Origin of the sequence: Pseudorhodobacter sp. E13 (genome assembly GCF_003991405.1) — a bacterium.
Classification (GTDB): Bacteria; Pseudomonadota; Alphaproteobacteria; order Rhodobacterales; family Rhodobacteraceae; genus Pseudorhodobacter.
In genome coordinates, this window is the sequence record NZ_RPEN01000156.1 from 267,193 (window position 1) to 285,892 (window position 18,700).

Sequence of the window (18,700 nt, forward strand, 5' to 3'; positions counted from 1 at the left end):
GGGGCCGTCTCAGGCGTTGGTCAGGCGGGCGAGGGCATCCACGCGGGCGCGGGCGGCACCGCTGTCGATGCTGCTGCGGGCCATTTCGATCCCGGATTTCAGGTCGGCGGCTTTGCCCGCCACCAGCAAGGCGGCGGCGGAATTCAGCAGCACCGCATCGCGGTAAGCACCAGATGTGCCGTTGAGCAAGGCGCGGAAGGCAGCGGCGTTCTCCGCCGGGCTGCCGCCCATGATCGCCTCAAACGGATGCACGGGCAGGCCCGCATCTTCGGGATGCACGTCAAATTCGGTGATCGCGCCATCTTTCAACGCCGCCACTTTTGACGGGGCCGCGATGGAAAGCTCATCCGTGCCATCCCCGCCATGCACCAGCCAAGCCGAAGTAGAGCCAAGCGCCAGCAGCACCTCGGCCATCGGGCGGATCAGGTCGGGGGTATAGGCCCCGGTAAGTTGCATTTTCACCCCTGCCGGATTGGTCAGCGGGCCAAGGATGTTGAACAAGGTGCGGGTGCCCAGTTCCAGCCGGACAGGGGCAACATGGCGCGTGGCAGGGTGGTGCATCGGCGCCATCATGAAGCCGATCCCGGCCTCGGCCAGACAGCGTTCCACCACGGCAGGGCCAACCATCACATTCAGCCCCATTTCCGTCAGCGCATCGGCAGCACCGGATTTGGACGAGAGATTGCGGTTGCCATGTTTGGCCACCACAACCCCGGCCCCCGCCACGACAAAGGCGGTGGCGGTCGAGATGTTCAGCGTGCCTTTGCCATCGCCCCCGGTGCCGACGATATCCATCGCGCCTGCGGGGGCTTTGACCGGGTTGCATTTGCTGCGCATCACGAAAGCGGCGGCGGCAATTTCATCCACGGTTTCGCCGCGCGTGCGCAGGGCCATCAGCAAACCGCCCATTTGCGCGGGCGTGGCATCGCCGTCAAACAGCGTGGTAAAGGCGGCCTCGGCCTCGTCCCTGGTCAGGGCGCGGTCAGCGGCGGCATGGATCAGAGGTTTGAGGCGGTCACTCATGCAGGCTCCTTCGCGCGGTTCAGGAAGTTGCGCAGCAACTGGTGGCCATGTTCGGATTTGATGCTTTCGGGGTGAAACTGCACCCCTTCAATCGGCAGGCTCTTGTGGCGCAGGCCCATGATGGTGCCATCTTCCAGCCAGGCATTGGCTTCCAGACAATCGGGCAGGCTGTCGCGCTCCACCACCAGGCTGTGATAGCGGGTGGCGAGGAAAGGCGAGGGAAGGCCCGCGAACACCCCGGTGCCGTTGTGATGCATCGACCCCATCTTGCCATGCACAATTTCATGGCAGCGCACGACCTTGCCGCCAAAAGCCTCGCCAATGGTTTGATGCCCAAGGCAAACCCCCAGCAAGGGAATGCCCGCATCAGCCGCCGCAAGGGTCAGCGGCAAGCAGATTCCCGCCTGCGCAGGGTCACAAGGACCGGGGGACAGCACGATCATTTCGGGCCGCAGCGCCATTGCGGCCTGCACATCCATGGCATCATTGCGCACAACCCGCACATCCGCGCCCAATTCGCCCAGATAATGCACGAGATTGTAGGTAAAACTGTCATAGTTGTCGATCAAAAGCAGCATATTGCCCAGCCCGTGCCTCAAGATGTCTGTTTGGGGGTGAACCCGGTTCGTCCTCGCGCTATACATGGGCCGAGCGGTGACAGGGCGTCAAGGGAAACCCACCCTTTTCTGCCTCGGCCGGACAAGAAGCAGGCAGGAGGGTTGCGGGTGAGCCGTGGTTTTTTGAGCGGGGCAGCGTGGGGCACGGTGGTGGCTGGCTTTGGCCTTGTCGTGGCGTCACAAATGGCCAATGTGTCCGGCACCGAATTGGCCGATGCGCCAACTGAGGCGCAGCCCGTCGCGGTGGAGGTTGCCGAACAAGCCAAAAGCTTAGATGCGGCGCAGGCCCCAAAGGCGGACCCTGCGGTCGCACCTGTTGACAAGGCTGATGTGCCCGCGACGGAAACCGTCGTCGCAGCCCTGCCGCAGGATGCGGCGACCAGTGCCGCGCAGGATGCGGCCCCCAGTCAGCCGCTGGATGCCGCCCCTGATTTCGCAGCAACTGCGGCGGGTTCTGGTGCGGCGCCGATGGTGCCCGCGCCCTCGGGCAGCGCAAGCGTTCCCAAACAACCGCAAGGGCTGGCACCCGATACCGCCGGTGCCGACCCCGCGCCTGATACCCAAACCGTTGCCATCCCCGAGGTGCAGACCACCGCCCCCAATGCCGCTGCCCCTGCCGCATTGGTCCCGGCGCCGGATGTGCCAAACGTGGTAGAGGTGCCGCCCGTGCAGACCGATAGCCGTGTCGCCGAACTGCCAGATCGCAGCTTGGCAGATACCGCGCCGGAAGGGGCTGATCTGCCGCCCCCCGCCCCCGAAATGGTCGCCGCCGATATGGCCAAGCCAGAGCAGGCCGAGGAAGAGATTGTCATCGTCGTGGACGAGGCGATGCCCCCCGAGGCTGACCCTGCGCCCGATCAGGTCGCAGCCGCCGCCCCGGCCCGGCCAGAGCCGGGCTTTGTCGGCAAGGTCGAAGGCGTGCGCACCGGGCGTCTGCCCAGCATCACCAGCGCGACAGAGGCCGCGCCCGCGCCGGCAGCCGATGTGGCGCAAGGCAATGGAGGTGCTGCGGCTTTGGTGGTGGATGATGCCAGCCTTCCCGCGATTGACCGCTTTGCCCGCGCCTTTGAGAACCCTGAAAACAAACCGCTTTTCACCATTCTGCTGCAAGATACCGGTGGGCCGGATGTGGACCGCGAAGCCTTGGCCAAAATCCCGTTCCCGGTGTCTTTCGTGATTGATCCGACGCAGGCCGATGCAGCACTTGCTGCGAAAATCTACCGCGAAGCGGGGCAAGAGGTGCTGATGTTGGTCACTGGAATTCCTGCCGGGGCAAATGCGTCCGACCTCTCGGTCAGCTTTGAGGCGATGCAAGCGGCGCTGCCTGAGGCAGTGGCGGTGGTTGATATGCCCAGCGGCGGCTTTCAGGGCAATCGCACGCTGGCCGCGCAGGTTCTGGCGCTGGTGGCCGATCAGGGGCGTGGCGTGATGACATGGGATCGCGGGTTGAACGCCGCCTCGCAGATCGCGCGGCGCGACGGGATGCGCAGTGCCGTGATCTTCCGCGCGCTGGATGCCGAAGGCGAATCCGCCCCGATTATCCGCCGCTATCTGGACCGGGCGGCCTTCAAGGCGGCGCAGGATGGGCGCGTGGTGGTGGCGGGGCAAACCCGGCCCGAAACGGTTGCAGCGCTGCTGGAATGGGCAGTCGAAGGCCGCGCGGCCACGGTGGCCATCGCGCCATCCTCGGCGGCGATGACGGCGCAATAAAGCCGATGGCCCGACATGATAAAGGGGCGCTGACAGCGCCCCTTTTTGATGTGGACGGAACGCTTAAAGCGTTTCGCGTTATACTTGAGACACCAAAGGCTGCCTGAAATCGAAGATTTCAACGCGTTTGATGATGCCCGATGTATCAGGTAGGCGATGTATCAGGTAGACCGCGAAACGCTCTAGCGGTTGCCCGAGGTGAACAGGCCCGCATCCTCTGCTGCTTTGCGCAAGGCGTTGGATTTGTTCACGGTTTCCTCATATTCCGCCTGCGGGTCGCTGTCATAGACAACGCCACCCCCGGCCTGAATATACAGCTTTTCGTCCTTCAACACAGCCGTGCGCAGCGCGATGCAGAAATCCATCTCGCCATTGGCGGCGAAATAGCCGACGCCGCCGCCATAAACACCGCGCTTTTCGGGTTCCAGCTCGTCGATGATTTCCATCGCGCGGACCTTGGGCGCGCCGGACACGGTGCCCGCAGGCAGGCCCGCCAGCAGTGCCGACAGCGCATCCTCACCCTCGGCGATCTGGCCCACGACATTCGAGACGATATGCATCACATGGCTATAACGCTCGATGATGAATTCTTCGGTCGGGCGCACGGTGCCGATTTTCGCGACCCGGCCCACATCATTGCGGCCAAGGTCCAGCAGCATCAAATGCTCCGCCAGTTCCTTTTGATCCGAGATCAGATCCGCCTCATTGGCGCGGTCTTCTTCGGCTGTGGCCCCGCGTTTGCGCGTGCCTGCGATGGGGCGCACGGTGACTTCGCCATCGCGCAGCCGGACAAGGATTTCCGGGCTGGCCCCGATGACCTGAAAGCCGCCGAAGTTGAAAAAGAACATGAAGGGCGACGGGTTGGTGCGCCGCAAGCTGCGGTAAAGCGCAAATGGCGGGGCGGTGAACTCTTGCGTCCAGCGCTGGCTGGGCACGACCTGAAAGATATCACCCGCGCGGATGTAATCCTTGGCCTTTTCAACCGCTTGCAAATAGCCCGCATGGGTGAAATTCGACTGAGCCGGACCCACGGGTGCGGCTTGCCCGAAATCCCGGTCAGCGCGGGGGGCGCGGTCCAGATCGCGCAGGGCGTCCATCACGCGTTCGGCCGCTTGGGCATAGGCCGCGCGCGCGCTCAGCCCGGAGGAGCCCCATGCAGGGGCGACGACGGTTACTTCGCCCTTCACCCCGTCCAGCACTGCCACCACCGAAGGCCGCATCAACACCGCATCGGGCAGGCCCAAGGGATCAGGGTTCACATTGGGCAGATGTTCAACCAGCCGGATCATGTCATACCCCAGATAACCGAACAGACCTGCCGCAATGGCGGGCAAGTCAGCGGGCATGTCGATCGCGCTTTCGGCGATCAGGGCGCGCAGGCTGTCCAGCGGGGCCTCGGGCAAAGGTTGAAAGGCAGCAGGGTCAAACCGCGCCTCGCGGTTGATCTCGACCCCGGTACCCCGGCAGCGCCAGATCAGATCCGGCTTCAACCCCACAACGGAATAGCGGCCCCGGATTTCCCCACCCGTTACCGATTCCAGCATGAACGTATCGCCGCGCGCCTCGCCCAGTTTCAGCATCAGGGAGACAGGCGTATCCAGATCGGCGGCAATACGGGCATAGACCAACTGGTTGCGCCCTTGGTTCCATGCCGCCTCGAAGCTGGCGAAATCGGGGGTAAGCTGTGCCATGGTCTGCGCCTATTGGAATTGCGAGTGAACGGCGTTGATGGCGGCATTGTCCATCGTGATGCCTGCCTCTTGCGTCAGTGCATTGGTGAACAACGTAAAGGCATCCTGTGCCAGCGCCTGTTCCACCTGCGCCGAAATCGCGCCTTTCAGTGCCTCGGCTTCTGGGCCTTCGCCGGAACCGGGGGTGATGGTTTCCACCTGCACCAGCGCCACAAAGGCGCCTTCCTCGATCACGCGGGTCTGGCCTGCGTCCATGGTGAACAAGGTGGTCAGCACGGTTGGGGGGGCATCGGCGATGGTGCTGGAGCGGGCGACATCGGGGATCACCTCTGTCACGCCAAAGCCACCCAGCGCGGCACCGGCCTCGACCTTGGATTTGATCTCAACCGCGAGGTCCGACAGGGCTTTGGTGGTTGCGGCTTGTGTCCAGCTTGCGGCAACGGCGTCGCGTGCTGCGTCAAGCGGGATCGGGGTGGGGGGCACGATCGCATCCAGACGCAGCGCGAAAATCCCGCCATCCTCCAGCGTGATCACTTCGGGGAAATCGCCTTCCTGAGCCTCGGTCGCGGCTTTGCGGAACTCAGGATAGCCTGCGATGCCTTCGTTGGACTCGTCGGTGAAATCAATCACGGCTGTGGTCATGTCGGTTTCGCTGTCCAACTCTTCGAGCGTGGCACCGCTGGCCAGCCGGTCGTCGATGGCTTCGATCTGGTCAGCAATGGCGCGGCGGGCGGCATCGGTGGCCAGTTCGGCGGCCAGATCGGGGCGGGCCTCTTCAAAGCTGATGTTTTCAGCAGCCAGAATACCGTTCATGCGGAACAGCGCCGGACCAAGGTCTGAGGCGAAGGGGCCAACGACGCCCGGTTCCTCCAGCGCGAAAACAGCGGCCCCTGCGGCGCCGAGATCGGCCTCGGCGCGGTCTCCAAGGTCGATATCGGACAGTTTCACACCGCGTTCGGTCACAAGGTCTTCAAAGCTGGTGCCGGCATCCAGTTTGGCTTTGGCCTCAGCCGCGGCCGCTTCGGTCGGAAACACGAGGCGTTCGACAAGGCGGCGTTCGGGTTGGACGAATTCGGCGATCCGTTCATCGTAAAGTTTGCGCAGCGTGTCTTCGTCGACCTGCATCTGGTCGGCGATGGATTCCGGCAAAAGGGCGGCATAGGTGATGCGGCGGGCCTCGGGCGCGGTGAATTCCGCGATATTGGCCTCGTAATGGGCCTTGATGTCGTCGTCGGTCGGCGCGGCAACGGGGGTTGGCAGATCGGCAGCCGACAGGCGCAACAGTTTCAGCGCGCGGCGTTCCGAGATATGGGCGTAAAGTGTGTTGGTCAGCACTTGCGGCGCGGTGAAGCCACCGGTGACAGCCCCTTGCAGCAAGGCGCGGGCCAGATCTTCGCGCATCCGGGTTTCATATTGCGCCTCGGTCAGGTTGTTGCGTTCCAGCGTGAAGCGGTAGGTTTCGCGGTCAAACCGGCCCGAGGGGCCGCGAAAAGTGGCGGCGTCTGTGATTTCCTTGGCAATCCGGGCATCGCCAGCGGACAGGCCGATGCGGTCGGTTTCATTGTCGAGTGCGGCGGTGTTGACCAATTGCTGGCGCACCTGCTGATCCAGCCCGAAGGCCAGCGCTTGTTGCATGGACAATTGCGTGCCGAACTGGGCGGAAAGGGCGTTCACCTCTTGTTGCAAGGCACGCGCGTAATCATTCACGTCAATTTCGCGGTCGCCGACCTTGCCGATCGTGGTCAGGCCGCCGCCGAAATTGGTGATGCCAAAGCCGCCGAGGCCCAGCACCAGCATGGCCATCAGCGCCCAGACAACGATACTGGTGGCTTTGCCTTTTTTGCGGGGTGTGGTTTCGTCGTCTTTTGCCATGAGAGTGCCTTTGAAAAACGGTTTGAACCTATCTAGGGGGTTCATTTGCCGGGGGCAAGCGAGCATTGGCACGCGCTGGGGGGCTTCACGCCCCCCAGACCCCCCGTGGGATATTTTTAAATAGATGAAGGTAGGGGCGCGCGTTAGAGTTGGATCGCCCGCAGGCGGCGGAAGAGTTCGGCGATGCCTGTGGTATCAATATTGGCGAAGGCGATGCGAAGCTGGCGTTTTCCGGACTCGGAGCCTGTGGGTTGGAACATGGTGCCGGGCAGCGTGAGGAGGGAGGCGTTGCTGACCAGCCATTTCGCGAAATCGTTGGAGGCCATCGGATAGGGGTGTTCGACATAGGCGAAATAGGCGCCGCAGCCGAGCAGTTTCCAGTTTGGCAGATCCGCAAAGCCTTTGAGCATGGCGTCTTTGCGGGCGAGGATTTCCAGCCGTTCGGAGGCGACCCAATCGCCAAGGTTTTGCATGCCCCAAAGGGCGGCGATCTGGCCCAATTGGCTGGGGCAGATGGCGACCGTGTCGAGAAATTTCTCGACTTCGAACAGGCGTTGTTCGGAGGCGACGACCGCGCCGACGCGGTGGCCTGTGAGGCGGTAGGCTTTGGAAAAGCTGTAGAGGTGGATCAGCGTGTCGGCCCAATCCGGATCGGTGAAAAGGCCATGCGGCGCGCCGGTGCGGCTGTCAAAATCGCGATAGGTTTCATCGACGATGAGGGCAAGGCCGCGCGACCGGGCCAGCGCCATGAATTCCGCGAGGGTTTCGGCGGGGTATTCGGCGCCGCCGGGGTTGTTGGGGCTGACAAGGATCAGCGCGCGGGTGCGCGGGGTGATCAATGCCGCGGCCTCCGATGCCTGCGGGATCAGGCCCGGCCCGCAGGGCAGCGGCACGGCGGCAACGCCTTGCATATCGAGCCACATTTTATGGTTGAAATACCAAGGGGTTGGCAGAATAACCTCATCGCCTTTGCCAGCAAGGGTCGACATCACGGCGGTGAAGGCCTGATTGCAGCCTTGGGTGATGGCGGTTTGCGTGTCGCGGATGGTGCCGCCATAGGCGGTTGACCATTGCTGCGCCACTTCGGCACGCAGGGCGGGCAGGCCCAGCACAGGACCATAAAGATGGGCGGCGTCATTGGTCAGCGCGGCCTCGGCAATCGCCTGGCGCAGGGCGAGGGGCGGCGGGTCCACCGGGGCGGCTTGGGAGACGTTGATCAGCGGGCGGTCTGCGGGGAAAACCACGCCATCCAGCCAACGCCGCGCCTCCATCACCGGGGGGGCATCGGTGGCGGCCATGGCGGGGTTGAGGGGGTGGATCATCGCAGGCTCCGCTGGTCAAGGAGAGGGGGGCGGCCCGAAGCGGTGCGGCGGGCCGGGGGAAAGCGGCGCTTAGTCGGTGCCGCGATAGGGCTGGACATATTGCAGCGCCATATCCCAGGGGAAGAAAATCCAGGTGTCCTGGCTGACCTCGGTGATGAAGGTTTCCACCATCGGGCGGCCCTGCGGCTTGGCGTAGACGGTGGCGAAATGCGCCTTTGGATAAAGCGCGCGCACCAGTTCCAGCGTTTTGCCGGTATCGACCAGATCGTCAACGATCAGGATGCCTTCACCATCGCCCATCATATCGGCTTGCGGGGCTTTGATCACCTTTGCCTCGGAGCGGCTTTGGTGGTTGTAGCTTTTGACCGAGATTGTATCGACCATGCGGATATCCAACTCTCGCGCCACGATCATCGCAGGCACGAGGCCGCCGCGGGTGATGCCCACCACCGCTTTCCACGCGCCATTGTCGGGGCCTTTTCCATCCAGCCGCCAGGCCAGCGCCCGGGCGTCACGGTGAATCTGATCCCACGAAATGTGGAAGCCTTTTTCGTGGGGCAAACGGTCGGTCATGGCAGTCCTCTTTGGTCAGGTCTCAGAACGGGGCGCAGATCAGGTTGCGGAACGGGTGGCAGTATCAGGTGGCGGCGATTTTGAGGCCGAGCAAGGCAAGCATACCGCCAAACACCCGGTCGATCAGGGTTTTCAGGGTGATATAGCCGCTGCGCGTCCGCTCAAAGGAAAAGATGCGCGCAACGAGGATATTCCACAGCGCTTCGTTCAGAAACACCACGACCAGCAGGGCGGCATAAACCCAAAGCGGGGTTTCGGGCGGCACGGTGCCGATGAAAATGGCGGAAAACAGCACGGCAGGCTTGGGGTTGGCCAATTGGGTGACAAGGCCAAGCCGGAAAGCCGAGGCGGCGCTGCGGGGTGTTCTGGTGGTCTGTGCCATATCGAGCGGTTTGGTCGAATCGCGCCACATGCACCAGGCCATATGGATAAGGTAAGCCGCACCCGCAATCTTCAGCCCCCAAAGCAAGGCGGGGGCGGCTTGGAACACCAGCGCAAGGCCAAAGAGTGCCGCCATGGCCCAGATCACGGCACCCGCGCCGATGCCAAAGGCCAGAAAGGTGCCGGTGCGCAGCCCTTCGGTGACGCCGGTGCGTGCGGCCATCAAGACGGCGGGGCCGGGACTGATGGCGGCCATAAGGTGCAGGAAAGCAACGGCAAGGAAGGCGGCAAGCGTCATGGCGGGGCCTTTACAGGTTGAAAATCAGCAAAACGGCAAGGGCAGCAAGGGCTACGGCGGCGGATGTGTCAATCCAGAACTTCGCGGCAAGGTAGCGTTTGCGCATCGCGTTGGTCGACATCGACAGGGTGACGACGGAATACCAGAACAGCTCTGTCGTCAGCGCCGTGGCATAGATCGCTGACAGCATCGTCACCCCATGCGGATCAGGGAACAGCGTCAGGATCACCGCGGAATAAAACAGCGCAGGTTTCGGGTTCGACAGCGACAGGATCACGCCGCCGACGAAACCGCTGCCAAAGCGCCGCTCTGCCGCTTGGGGCAAGGGGGCACGGGCGGCCCGCAGCAAGCCGTAAGCCATGTAAAGCAGATAAAGCCCGCCCGCGATTTTGGCGGCCTGGAACAAGGCGGGATAAAGCTTGAACACCACCGCCATGCCAAACAGTGCAAACAAGCACCAGAGCGAGGCGCCAAAGGCCAGCCCCAAACCGTAGGGAAGCGCCTTGTCGCGGCCTTGGGCCAAGGCCATTTGCGTGGCGGCAATAATGCTTGGCCCCGGCGACAGGATCGCCGGGGTGAGGACCGCAACCAGAGCCAGAAACGGCTCTGGCGTCATTCCGCGCCTTTTTGGGCTTTGGCCGTCACCACATCGATATCGGGTGCATCCACCGCTTTCATGCCCACCACATGATAGCCCGCATCGACATGCAGGTTTTCGCCCGTGGTGCCAGAGCCGAGATCGGACAGCAGATAGACAGCGGCCTTGCCGACTTCCTCTTGCGTCACATTGCGGCGCAGGGGGGAGTTCAGCTCATTCCAGCGCATGATATAGCGGAAATCACCGATGCCAGAGGCGGCCAGCGTCTTGATCGGCCCGGCCGAGATGGCGTTGCAGCGGATGCCGTCCTTGCCCAGATCCTCGGCGATATATTTCACCGATGCTTCCAGCGCGGCCTTGCACAGACCCATGACGTTATAATGCGGCATCACCTTTTCCGCGCCGTAATAGGTCAGCGTCAGCAAGCTGCCACCCGGCTTCATGATGGCGGCGGCGCGGCGGCAGACAGCGGTAAAGGAATAGACGGAAATATCCATAGACATCATGAAGTTATCGCGCCCGGTGTCGACATAGCGTCCGCGCAATTCGTTCTTGTCGGAAAAGCCGATGGCATGGACCACGAAATCCACGGTGCCCCAGATATCTTTCAGATGGGCAAACAGCGCATCCAGCGAGGCCTCATCCGTCACATCACATTCGAACAGTTCAGAGGAGCCGATAGAGGCGGCCAGCGGTTCCACCCGCTTTTTCAACTGCTCCCCCTGATAGGAGAACGCCATTTCCGCACCTTGATCGGCGCAGGCCTTGGCAATGCCCCAGGCGATGGACTTGTCATTCGCAAGCCCCATGATCAGCCCGCGCTTGCCTGCCATTAGTCCGGCCATACTGTCCCCCTTGTTTTTCGGTATATGGTAAGGCGCTGGTTTAGGCGATCCGCCCTGCGGCATCAAGTCTCGTGGCTTGGGCGGCGGGGTGGGGGCGTGGCGCCGGGATGCGGTGCTGGCGTGCGGCCCTTCGCCCCTTGCCCTTGGCGCGGGGCGGGCTAGGGTTGCACAACGCCACATCGCCAAAGGGAGCAGCGCATGGATCGGACAGGAATTTTCGCCGGGGATGACCCTTTTGCCTTGGCCCGCGACTGGTTGGCCGAGGCCGAAAAGGCAGAGCCGAACGACCCCAATGCCATCGCTCTTGCCACGGTGGATGCCGACGGTATGCCCAATGCGCGCATGGTTTTGCTGAAAGATATCGAAGCCGCCGCCTTTGTGTTTTACACCAATTACACCAGCCGCAAGGGCCAAGAGATTGCAGGCGCGGGCAAGGCCGCCTTTGTGATGCATTGGAAAAGCCTGCGCCGCCAGATCCGCGTGCGCGGCCTCACCGAACGCGAAGAAGGCCCGGCGGCGGATGCCTATTACGCGTCCCGCTCGCTCAAAAGCCGGCTGGGGGCTTGGGCTTCGCAGCAATCGCAACCTTTGTCATCGCGCACGGCCCTGATGGCCGAGGTTGCCAAAGTGACGGCCACGCATGGCCCCAACCCCAAACGCCCGCCGTTCTGGGGTGGGATTCGAATCATTCCGACCGAAATCGAGTTCTGGGCCGATGGTGCCTTCCGGTTGCATGATCGTTTTCGTTGGTCGCGTAAAAGTGTAAGTGACCCGTGGGATATCAATCGCTTGAACCCTTGACCTGTGCGCATGCGCAGGGGGAATTGTGCGTGCGTGCGATGATTTGCTCTTGAACCTGCGCGACTGTTCCAACAGAACAGACGCACGAGGGCTAAATCTGGGGAAGAGGCTCTGTTATGGAAGACGAAGAAATGGCCATGACGCAGGTTCATGGCCGTGTGAAATGGTTTGATCCGGTCAAAGGGTTTGGCTTTATCCTGTCTGATGAGACAGGGTCCGATGTTTTGTTGCATGCGAATGTGTTGCGGAACTTTGGGCAAAGCACTGTGGCCGATGGGGCCGAGATCACGGTAAAGGTGCAGCAGACCCAACGCGGGGTGCAGGCTGTCGAAGTGGTGTCCATCACCCCGCCCGAAGGGGCCGGGTTCTTGATGGCTGGCGAAAGCAACAGCTATACCGCCGAACAGATCGCGGCTTGCCCGTTGGAACCGGCGCGGGTCAAATGGTTCGACAAAGGCAAAGGTTTTGGCTTTGCAAATGTCTATGGCCGCAGCGATGATGTGTTCATTCATATCGAGGTGTTGCGCATGTCGGGTTTTGCCGATCTCGCCGCAGGAGAAGCGGTTTGTTTGCGGATTGTCGAAGGCAAGCGGGGCCAGATGGCCGCGCAGGTCTTGTCTTGGGACGCGGCCACAAAGGCGGCGAAATGAAGCGCCTTGGTCTTGCGCTGGCCTTGGCGCTTGCGGTGCCGGTCAGTGCGCAGGCCGCTTGTTCCGACAGCACGGTCGATATTCGCCTGACCAATGGGCAGGCCGCGCGGTTCACGGTGGAAGTGGCCGCCGACCCAGCCACGCGGGCCAAAGGCTTGATGTTCCGCGAGGAGATGGCACGATCAGCGGGCATGTTGTTTCTGTATGAACGCCCGCAACGCGCGATGTTCTGGATGAAGAACACACTGATTCCGCTGGATATGGTCTTTGCAGATGCCACCGGGCGTGTGACCCATGTGCATGCCAATGCCATCCCGCATGATGAAACCGGGATCGACGGCGGGCCGAATGTGCTGGCGATTCTGGAAATCAATGGCGGTTTGGCGGCAAAGCTGGGAATCACGCCGGGTGCGCTGCTGCGCCATCCCGGTTTGGAACAATCGACAGCCGCTTGGCCCTGTGAGGCGCAATAAGGCTTTTCAATCGGATCGGCTTTCTGTAGGAAGCCGCCAAGCGACCATCGGTTGCTTTGTGTCGGGGCGTAGCGCAGTCTGGTAGCGCGCCAGTTTTGGGAACTGGATGTCGTAGGTTCAAATCCTATCGCCCCGACCATTTTCAGATTGGCCCCCTGAACGGGCTTTCCCATATGTTTCCTGAGTTTGGTCACTGAGGCGATTGACGCGCCTTGGCTTTGCGCGCGACATTGGGCGTGATTTCTGGCGATGGGATTGGCGATGGGGTTGGCTGCGGCATGAGCGAGAGTGAAAGCATCACAGACAGGTTGGCCGAACGCCTGCGGGCGGCACGCAAGGCCAAAGGCCTGAGCCTTGATGCCGTGGCGGGAATTTCCGGGGTCAGCAGGTCCATGGTCAGCCAGATCGAGCGGGGCGAATCAAGCCCGACCGTGGCGACGCTGTGGAACCTGACGCAGGCGTTGGGTGTTGATTTCGCCGGTTTGCTGGAAGCCAAGCCCGCGCCGGGAATCGAAGTGACACGCGAAGCTGCCGCCCCGGTGATGACGGGGCATGGCAAGGGGGTCCGCATTCGTATCCTGTCGCCAGCCGAAACCGTGGGCGATCATGAGGTTTATGACCTGAGCTTTCAGCCGGGGGGCAGCCTTGTTTCGGCCCCGCATTCGCCGGGCTGCCGCGAGCATCTGACCGTGATCGAAGGTGCTTTGCGTGTGGAATCAGGGGCAGAGGAGGCCGAGATTGGCCAAGGCGATACCGCACGCTATGCCGCCGACCGCGCCCATGCTATTCATGAAGCAAGCGGCCGCGCCGCCCGCGCGATTTTGATTGTGCAGGGCAGTTGAGCGCGGTTTGACCGTTTCGAATGGGACACACGTAGCCCGGGGGCGCTGCCCCCAAGCGGTTTTGCTGGCGCAAATCCGCTTCCCCCGGGATATTTTTGAATAGATGAATCCGTTATGATGGATTTTAATCCTTTATATTGACGGATTGCAGAGCTTATGCGAAATATCCGTTAACACGGAGGTGAATCTGTCATGTCGGAATTCTTGACTCATATCGCGGCGGAGCTTGCGGCCATCGAGGCGGAGGGGATGACCAAGCGCGAGCGCTTGATTTCCGGGCCGCAGGGCGGGCATGTGGAGATGGAGGGGCTGCGGATGCTGAACCTTTGTGCCAATAATTACCTTGGCTTGGCGGATCATCCTGACCTGATTGCGGCGGCGCATAAGGCGTTGGACGCGCAGGGCTTTGGCATGGCCTCGGTCCGGTTTATTTGTGGCACGCAAGATTTGCACCGCCAGCTTGAGGCGCGCTTGGCGGGCTTTTTGGGGCAGGAAGACTCGATTTTGTTTGCGGCCTGTTTCGATGCCAATGGCGGCCTGTTCGAGCCTTTGCTGGGGCCAGAGGATGCGGTGATTTCGGACAGCCTGAACCATGCCTCGATCATTGATGGCATTCGCTTGTGCAAGGCGCGGCGCTATCGCTATGCCAATTCCGACATGGCCGATCTGGAGGCACAGTTGATTGCGGCGCGGGCGGCGGGGGCGCGGTTTATCATGATCGCGACCGATGGGGTGTTTTCGATGGATGGTTATCTGGCAAAGCTGCCGGACATCCGCGCTTTGGCCGATGCTTATGGCGCGTTGGTGATGGTGGATGATTGCCATGCCACGGGCTTCATGGGGCCGCAGGGGCGCGGGACGCCGGCGCATTTCGGGGTGCGGGTGGATGTGATTACCGGCACGTTGGGCAAGGCGCTGGGCGGGGCCTTGGGGGGCTATATCGCCGGGCCGCAGGGGGTGATTGACCTGCTGCGTCAGCGCGCGCGGCCTTACCTGTTCTCGAACGCCTTGCCGCCTGCGATTGTGGCGGCGGGGTTGGCGGCGCTGGATCTGGTTGAGGCGGCGGATGATCTGCGTGCGCGCCTGTTTGACAACGCGCGCTATTGGCGGGCGGGTTTGACGGCGGCGGGGTTCGATCTGTTGCCCGGTGAACACCCGATCGTGCCGGTGATGCTGGGCGAGGCGCGGTTGGCGCAGGCGATGGCGGCTGAGCTTGGGCAGCGCGGGGTGCATGTGGCAGGGTTCTTTTTCCCTGTGGTTCCAAAAGGGCGCGCGCGGATACGGACGCAGATGAACGCAGCACTGACGCGGGACGATCTGGACTTTGGGTTGGAGGCCTTTGCCAAGGCAGGCAAAGCGGTGGGGGTGCTGTGATGCGCAATGATATGAAAGCCCTTGTGAAGGCGCGGCCAGAGCCGGGATTGTGGATGGAACGGCGGGGCGTGCCCGAGATTGGCCCGGATGACGTGCTGATCCGCATCCGCAAGACCGGGATTTGTGGCACCGATATCCATATCTGGAACTGGGATGACTGGGCCGCGAAAACCGTGCCGGTGCCGCTGGTGACGGGGCATGAGTTTGCGGGCGAGATTGTGGAGATGGGCCGCAATGTCGAAGGTTTGGCGATTGGGCAGCGCTGTTCGGGTGAGGGGCATTTGATTGGCAAGCAAAGCCGCCAGAGCCGGGCGGGGAAGTTTCATCTGGACCCGGCGACACGGGGGATTGGTGTGAATGAGCCGGGCGCTTTCGCCGAATATCTGCGGTTGCCTGCGTTCAATGTGGTGCCCTTGCCCGATGCGATTGATGATGAGATTGGTGCCATTCTGGACCCCTTGGGCAATGCGGTGCATACGGCACTGTCGTTTGATCTGGTGGGCGAGGATGTGTTGATCACCGGGGCGGGGCCGATTGGCATTATGGCGGCTGCGGTGGCGCGGCATGTCGGCGCGCGGCATGTGGTGATCACGGATGTGAACCAAGCGCGGCTGGATCTGGCGTCTCAGGTTGCCGATGTGGTGCCGGTGAATGTAACGCAGGAGGATCTGCGCGATGTGATCCCACGGCTGAAGATGAAACAGGGGTTTGATGTGGGCATGGAAATGTCGGGCAATCAGGCGGCGTTGGACCAGATGATTGAGGCGATGACCATGGGCGGGCGTATTGCCATGCTGGGCATCCCCCCCGGCAAAAGCCCGGTAGACTGGAGCCGGATCGTGTTCAAGGCGATCACCATCAAGGGCGTCTATGGTCGCGAGATATTCGAGACATGGTATAAAATGATTGCGATGCTGGAAAACGGGCTGGATGTGCGCCGCGTCATCACGCATCGCTTCAAGGTTGATGAGTTTGAGGCAGGGTTTGCCGCCATGCGGTCAGGCCTGTCGGGCAAGGTTGTGCTGGATTGGGGCTAAGCCGGGGCGCGCCCCTAGGGCTGGGCCGCCAATAGCGCGATGCGCAGCCCCGGTGCTTCGGCCCGTAATTCTGCCAGCACCAGTTTGGGGTTGGGCAGGCGCGGGGCCAGCACAAAGCACCGCCCCCGAAAGCCCATGGTCCGCAGCAGGTGCAGCTGTGTGCTGGCATCCGCTTGCGCCCCGAACAGCGGCAGGGCGATGGCATCGGGCAAATATTGGGCCAGAAGGGCCGGGGTCAAGGCAGGAAAGGCATGCACAGACGCATATGGGCAGGTGTCAGGCAGGCTGAGAGCTTGGGCAAAGCCCAGGCATAAAAGCGTTTTGCCGCGCAATGCGGTGTCGGTGCCAAAGGGCCTTTGGGGCGGTGCTTGCAGGTTCATCACAAAGCCGGAAACGGGCAAGCCGGGGCCTGCCATCAGAACATAAGGTTGGGGGGTAGGTGCCGGAAAACCCGGCGGCAGGGCGATCGTTACAATGTCATCCAGCCGATACACCGCCGCGCTATTGGCTTCAAGGAAGGATCTTGTGATCACCGGGCGCAGGCGGCACTGTGGCACCGGCAGCGGCAAGGGGAGAGCCAAGCGAATGGACGGGAAAAGCGCGCAGGCGTTCATGGATGGTGTGCCTTTGCCCATGGTTCTGATCGGGGCCGAGGGCCGGATTGACGCGCAAAACGCCCCGGCGCGGGCGATTTTCGGGGCAGAACTGGCGGGGCGGCTGTATCTGACGGCCTTTCGCCAGCCCGCGCTTGCCGAGGCAATTGACGCGGCGCTTGGCGGGAATGCTGCTGCGGTGGTGCGCTTCAACCGGCAAAACGGCGGGGCAGAGCAGGTGTTTCGCGTCACCGTGACACCGTTGCCAAGCAGCGCGCTTTGCGCCTTTGAGGATATCAGCGAGCAGGAACAGATCGGCCAGATGCGCCGCGATTTCGTGGCCAATGTCAGCCATGAATTGCGGACGCCCTTGACGGCGCTGCTGGGGTTTATCGAAACCTTGCAAGGGGCCGCGCGTGACGATGCTGCGGCGCGGGATCGGTTTTTGGGCGTGATGGCGCGAGAGGCGGGGCGGATGAACCGGCTGGTGGGGGATTTGCTGTCGCTTAGCCGGGTAGAGGCGCAGGAACGCGTGCGCCCGACGCAAGCGCTTGATCTATCCGCACTTTTGGCGCGGGTCGTGGCCGATTTGCGCCCAGTGGCGGAAGCTGGGCGCGTGCAGGTGGTGGTCGAGGCAGAGCGGGGCGCAATGGTTCTGGCCGATAGTGACCAGTTGGTGCAGGTGTTCGCCAATCTGGTTGAAAATGCGATCAAATATGGCGGCGCCGAGAAAACCGTGTATCTGCGCCTGACGCGCGATCCGCGCGATCCGGTGTTGCGGCTGCCTGTGCTGCGGGTGGATGTGGTGGATCAGGGCGAGGGGATCGACGCGATCCACCTGCCGCGCCTGACCGAACGGTTTTACCGGGTCGATGCGCATCGGTCGCGCGAAAAGGGCGGCACCGGGCTGGGGTTGGCCATTGTCAAACATATCCTGAACCGGCATCGGGGCCGGTTGAAGATTGCCAGCGAAAAGGGCAAGGGCAGCACGTTCAGCGTGGTGCTGCCTGCCCTTGATGCGGCGCAGGCTGTTACAACCGGCTGATCCGGTCGGTCAGCAGGGCAAAGAAGCCATCGGCATCCACATCACCGATAAACACCGCATTGGGTGCGCGGTCTGTCACGCCCCACCAATCGGCCACGGTCATGCCCAGCGTCAGCTCTGACTGGGTTTCGATTTCCACATTGATATGACGGCCTTTGAACAGGCCCGGCTGCAACAGCCATGCAATCACACAAGGGTCATGCAGGGGCGCGCCATTGGAGCCGTATTTCTCTTTGTCGAAGCGTTCAAAGAAATCGGTCCATTCGGCCACCATGCGCCCGGCCTCGGTGCCCATCGCGCGAAAGGCTTGGATGCGCGGCGCGGTGGTCAGCACCTTATGCGTCACATCCAGCGGCATCACCACCAGCGGCACACCGGATTTGAACACGATTTCAGCGGCTTCCGGGTCAACGTAAATGTTGAATTCGGCGGCGGGGGTGATGTTGCCCACCTCAAAATACGCGCCACCCATCAGCACGATTTCCTGCACGCGTTCCACAATATCCGGCGCGCGGCGAAAGGCGGTGGCGATATTGGTCAGCGGGCCAAGCGGGCACAGCGTCACGCTGCCCTTGGGTTCACGGCGCAGGGTGTCGATGATGAAATCCACGCCATGCGCCGCTTGCAGCGCCATCTTCGGCTCGGGCAGTTGCGGGCCATCGAGACCGGTCTTGCCATGCACATGTTCCGCCGTGACCAGCTTGCGTTTCAACGGCGCGTCACAGCCCGCGAAAACCTTTGTGCCCGGCTTGCCGGCCAGTTCGCAGACGATCCGTGCGTTCTTGGCGGTCAGCGGCAGCGGCACATTGCCCGCGACCGCCGTAATGCCCAGCACGTCAATCTCCTCTGGGCTGGCCAGCGCCAGCAGGATGGCCACGGCATCGTCTTGGCCGGGGTCTGTGTCGATGATGATTTTGCGCGGGGCCATGGTGCAATTCCTTTTGTTTCGGGGGCA

The 18,700-nt window shown here is 62.4% G+C and carries 19 protein-coding genes and 1 tRNA gene; 9 read left to right on the forward strand and 11 right to left on the reverse strand.

Going from position 1 to position 18,700, the window contains the following annotated elements; all coding sequences use genetic code 11:
• Positions 1-9: 9 nt before the first annotated feature.
• The gene (gene trpD, locus EGN72_RS12145) at positions 10-1,023 is read right to left on the reverse strand and encodes an anthranilate phosphoribosyltransferase (protein WP_127047919.1); all 1,014 of its coding nucleotides are present in this window, start codon (positions 1,021-1,023) and stop codon (positions 10-12) included.
• Positions 1,020-1,601, reverse strand: coding sequence for an aminodeoxychorismate/anthranilate synthase component II (locus EGN72_RS12150; RefSeq protein ID WP_127047921.1), 582 nt, complete (start codon positions 1,599-1,601; stop codon positions 1,020-1,022). The genes trpD and EGN72_RS12150 overlap by 4 nt, the downstream gene beginning before the upstream one ends.
• Positions 1,602-1,748: 147 nt before the next feature.
• Between EGN72_RS12150 and EGN72_RS12155 the strand changes: the two genes are divergently transcribed.
• Positions 1,749-3,350: a divergent polysaccharide deacetylase family protein gene (locus EGN72_RS12155; RefSeq protein WP_127047923.1), complete on the forward strand. Its 1,602-nt coding sequence runs from the start codon at positions 1,749-1,751 to the stop codon at positions 3,348-3,350.
• Positions 3,351-3,532: 182 nt separating this feature from the next.
• On the opposite strand, the gene trpE is transcribed toward EGN72_RS12155, so the two are convergent.
• The 7 genes from trpE to fabI all read right to left on the reverse strand — a co-directional run bounded on the left by trpE (position 3,533) and on the right by fabI (position 10,930).
• Positions 3,533-5,041 (reverse strand): anthranilate synthase component I, encoded by a 1,509-nt coding sequence (trpE, locus tag EGN72_RS12160; RefSeq protein WP_127047925.1) that lies wholly within the window; start codon positions 5,039-5,041, stop codon positions 3,533-3,535.
• A 9-nt stretch (positions 5,042-5,050) separates the two neighbouring features.
• A complete protein-coding gene (locus tag EGN72_RS12165) occupies positions 5,051-6,913 on the reverse strand; it encodes a peptidyl-prolyl cis-trans isomerase (RefSeq protein ID WP_127047927.1) in 1,863 nt (620 codons plus the stop codon).
• Between the two features lie 143 nt (positions 6,914-7,056).
• Positions 7,057-8,235, reverse strand: a complete 1,179-nt coding sequence (locus EGN72_RS12170) for an aminotransferase (RefSeq protein WP_127047929.1) — start codon at positions 8,233-8,235, stop codon at positions 7,057-7,059.
• Positions 8,236-8,304: 69 nt separating this feature from the next.
• Entirely contained in the window at positions 8,305-8,808 is a 504-nt protein-coding gene (gpt, locus tag EGN72_RS12175; RefSeq protein ID WP_127047930.1) for a xanthine phosphoribosyltransferase, read from the reverse strand.
• 64 nt (positions 8,809-8,872) lie between these two features.
• The gene (locus tag EGN72_RS12180) at positions 8,873-9,487 is read right to left on the reverse strand and encodes a LysE family translocator (protein WP_127047932.1); all 615 of its coding nucleotides are present in this window, start codon (positions 9,485-9,487) and stop codon (positions 8,873-8,875) included.
• A gap of 10 nt (positions 9,488-9,497) precedes the next feature.
• Positions 9,498-10,103 (reverse strand): LysE family translocator, encoded by a 606-nt coding sequence (locus EGN72_RS12185; RefSeq protein ID WP_127047934.1) that lies wholly within the window; start codon positions 10,101-10,103, stop codon positions 9,498-9,500.
• Complete coding sequence (gene fabI, locus EGN72_RS12190; RefSeq protein ID WP_127047935.1) at positions 10,100-10,930, reverse strand: enoyl-ACP reductase FabI; 831 nt, start codon at positions 10,928-10,930, stop codon at positions 10,100-10,102. The genes EGN72_RS12185 and fabI overlap by 4 nt, the downstream gene beginning before the upstream one ends.
• A gap of 198 nt (positions 10,931-11,128) precedes the next feature.
• On the opposite strand from fabI, the gene pdxH reads away from it, so the two are divergent.
• The 7 genes from pdxH to tdh all read left to right on the forward strand — a co-directional run bounded on the left by pdxH (position 11,129) and on the right by tdh (position 16,107).
• A complete protein-coding gene (gene pdxH / locus EGN72_RS12195) occupies positions 11,129-11,731 on the forward strand; it encodes a pyridoxamine 5'-phosphate oxidase (protein ID WP_127047937.1) in 603 nt (200 codons plus the stop codon).
• Positions 11,732-11,847: 116 nt separating this feature from the next.
• The gene (locus EGN72_RS12200) at positions 11,848-12,381 is read left to right on the forward strand and encodes a cold-shock protein (protein WP_127047939.1); all 534 of its coding nucleotides are present in this window, start codon (positions 11,848-11,850) and stop codon (positions 12,379-12,381) included.
• Entirely contained in the window at positions 12,378-12,854 is a 477-nt protein-coding gene (locus EGN72_RS12205) for a DUF192 domain-containing protein (protein WP_127047941.1), read from the forward strand. The genes EGN72_RS12200 and EGN72_RS12205 overlap by 4 nt, the downstream gene beginning before the upstream one ends.
• Before the next feature lie 62 nt (positions 12,855-12,916).
• Positions 12,917-12,993 (forward strand) — tRNA-Pro (locus EGN72_RS12210).
• Positions 12,994-13,132: 139 nt separating this feature from the next.
• Entirely contained in the window at positions 13,133-13,696 is a 564-nt protein-coding gene (locus EGN72_RS12215) for a helix-turn-helix domain-containing protein (RefSeq protein WP_127047943.1), read from the forward strand.
• 192 nt (positions 13,697-13,888) lie between these two features.
• A complete protein-coding gene (locus EGN72_RS12220) occupies positions 13,889-15,070 on the forward strand; it encodes a glycine C-acetyltransferase (protein WP_127047945.1) in 1,182 nt (393 codons plus the stop codon).
• 11 nt (positions 15,071-15,081) lie between these two features.
• Positions 15,082-16,107: an L-threonine 3-dehydrogenase gene (gene tdh / locus EGN72_RS12225; RefSeq protein WP_127047994.1), complete on the forward strand. Its 1,026-nt coding sequence runs from the start codon at positions 15,082-15,084 to the stop codon at positions 16,105-16,107.
• Between the two features lie 14 nt (positions 16,108-16,121).
• Here the strand turns inward: tdh and EGN72_RS12230 are convergent, their stop codons facing one another.
• Entirely contained in the window at positions 16,122-16,640 is a 519-nt protein-coding gene (locus EGN72_RS12230; RefSeq protein WP_233587125.1) for a hypothetical protein, read from the reverse strand.
• Between the two features lie 52 nt (positions 16,641-16,692).
• Between EGN72_RS12230 and EGN72_RS12235 the strand changes: the two genes are divergently transcribed.
• Entirely contained in the window at positions 16,693-17,745 is a 1,053-nt protein-coding gene (locus EGN72_RS12235) for an ATP-binding protein (protein WP_127047949.1), read from the forward strand.
• On the opposite strand, the gene EGN72_RS12240 is transcribed toward EGN72_RS12235, so the two are convergent.
• Positions 17,732-18,673 carry a nucleoside hydrolase gene (locus EGN72_RS12240; RefSeq protein WP_127047951.1) on the reverse strand — a complete coding sequence of 314 codons (942 nt, stop codon included), beginning with the start codon at positions 18,671-18,673 and terminating at the stop codon, positions 17,732-17,734. The genes EGN72_RS12235 and EGN72_RS12240 overlap by 14 nt on opposite strands.
• Positions 18,674-18,700 lie beyond the last annotated feature (27 nt).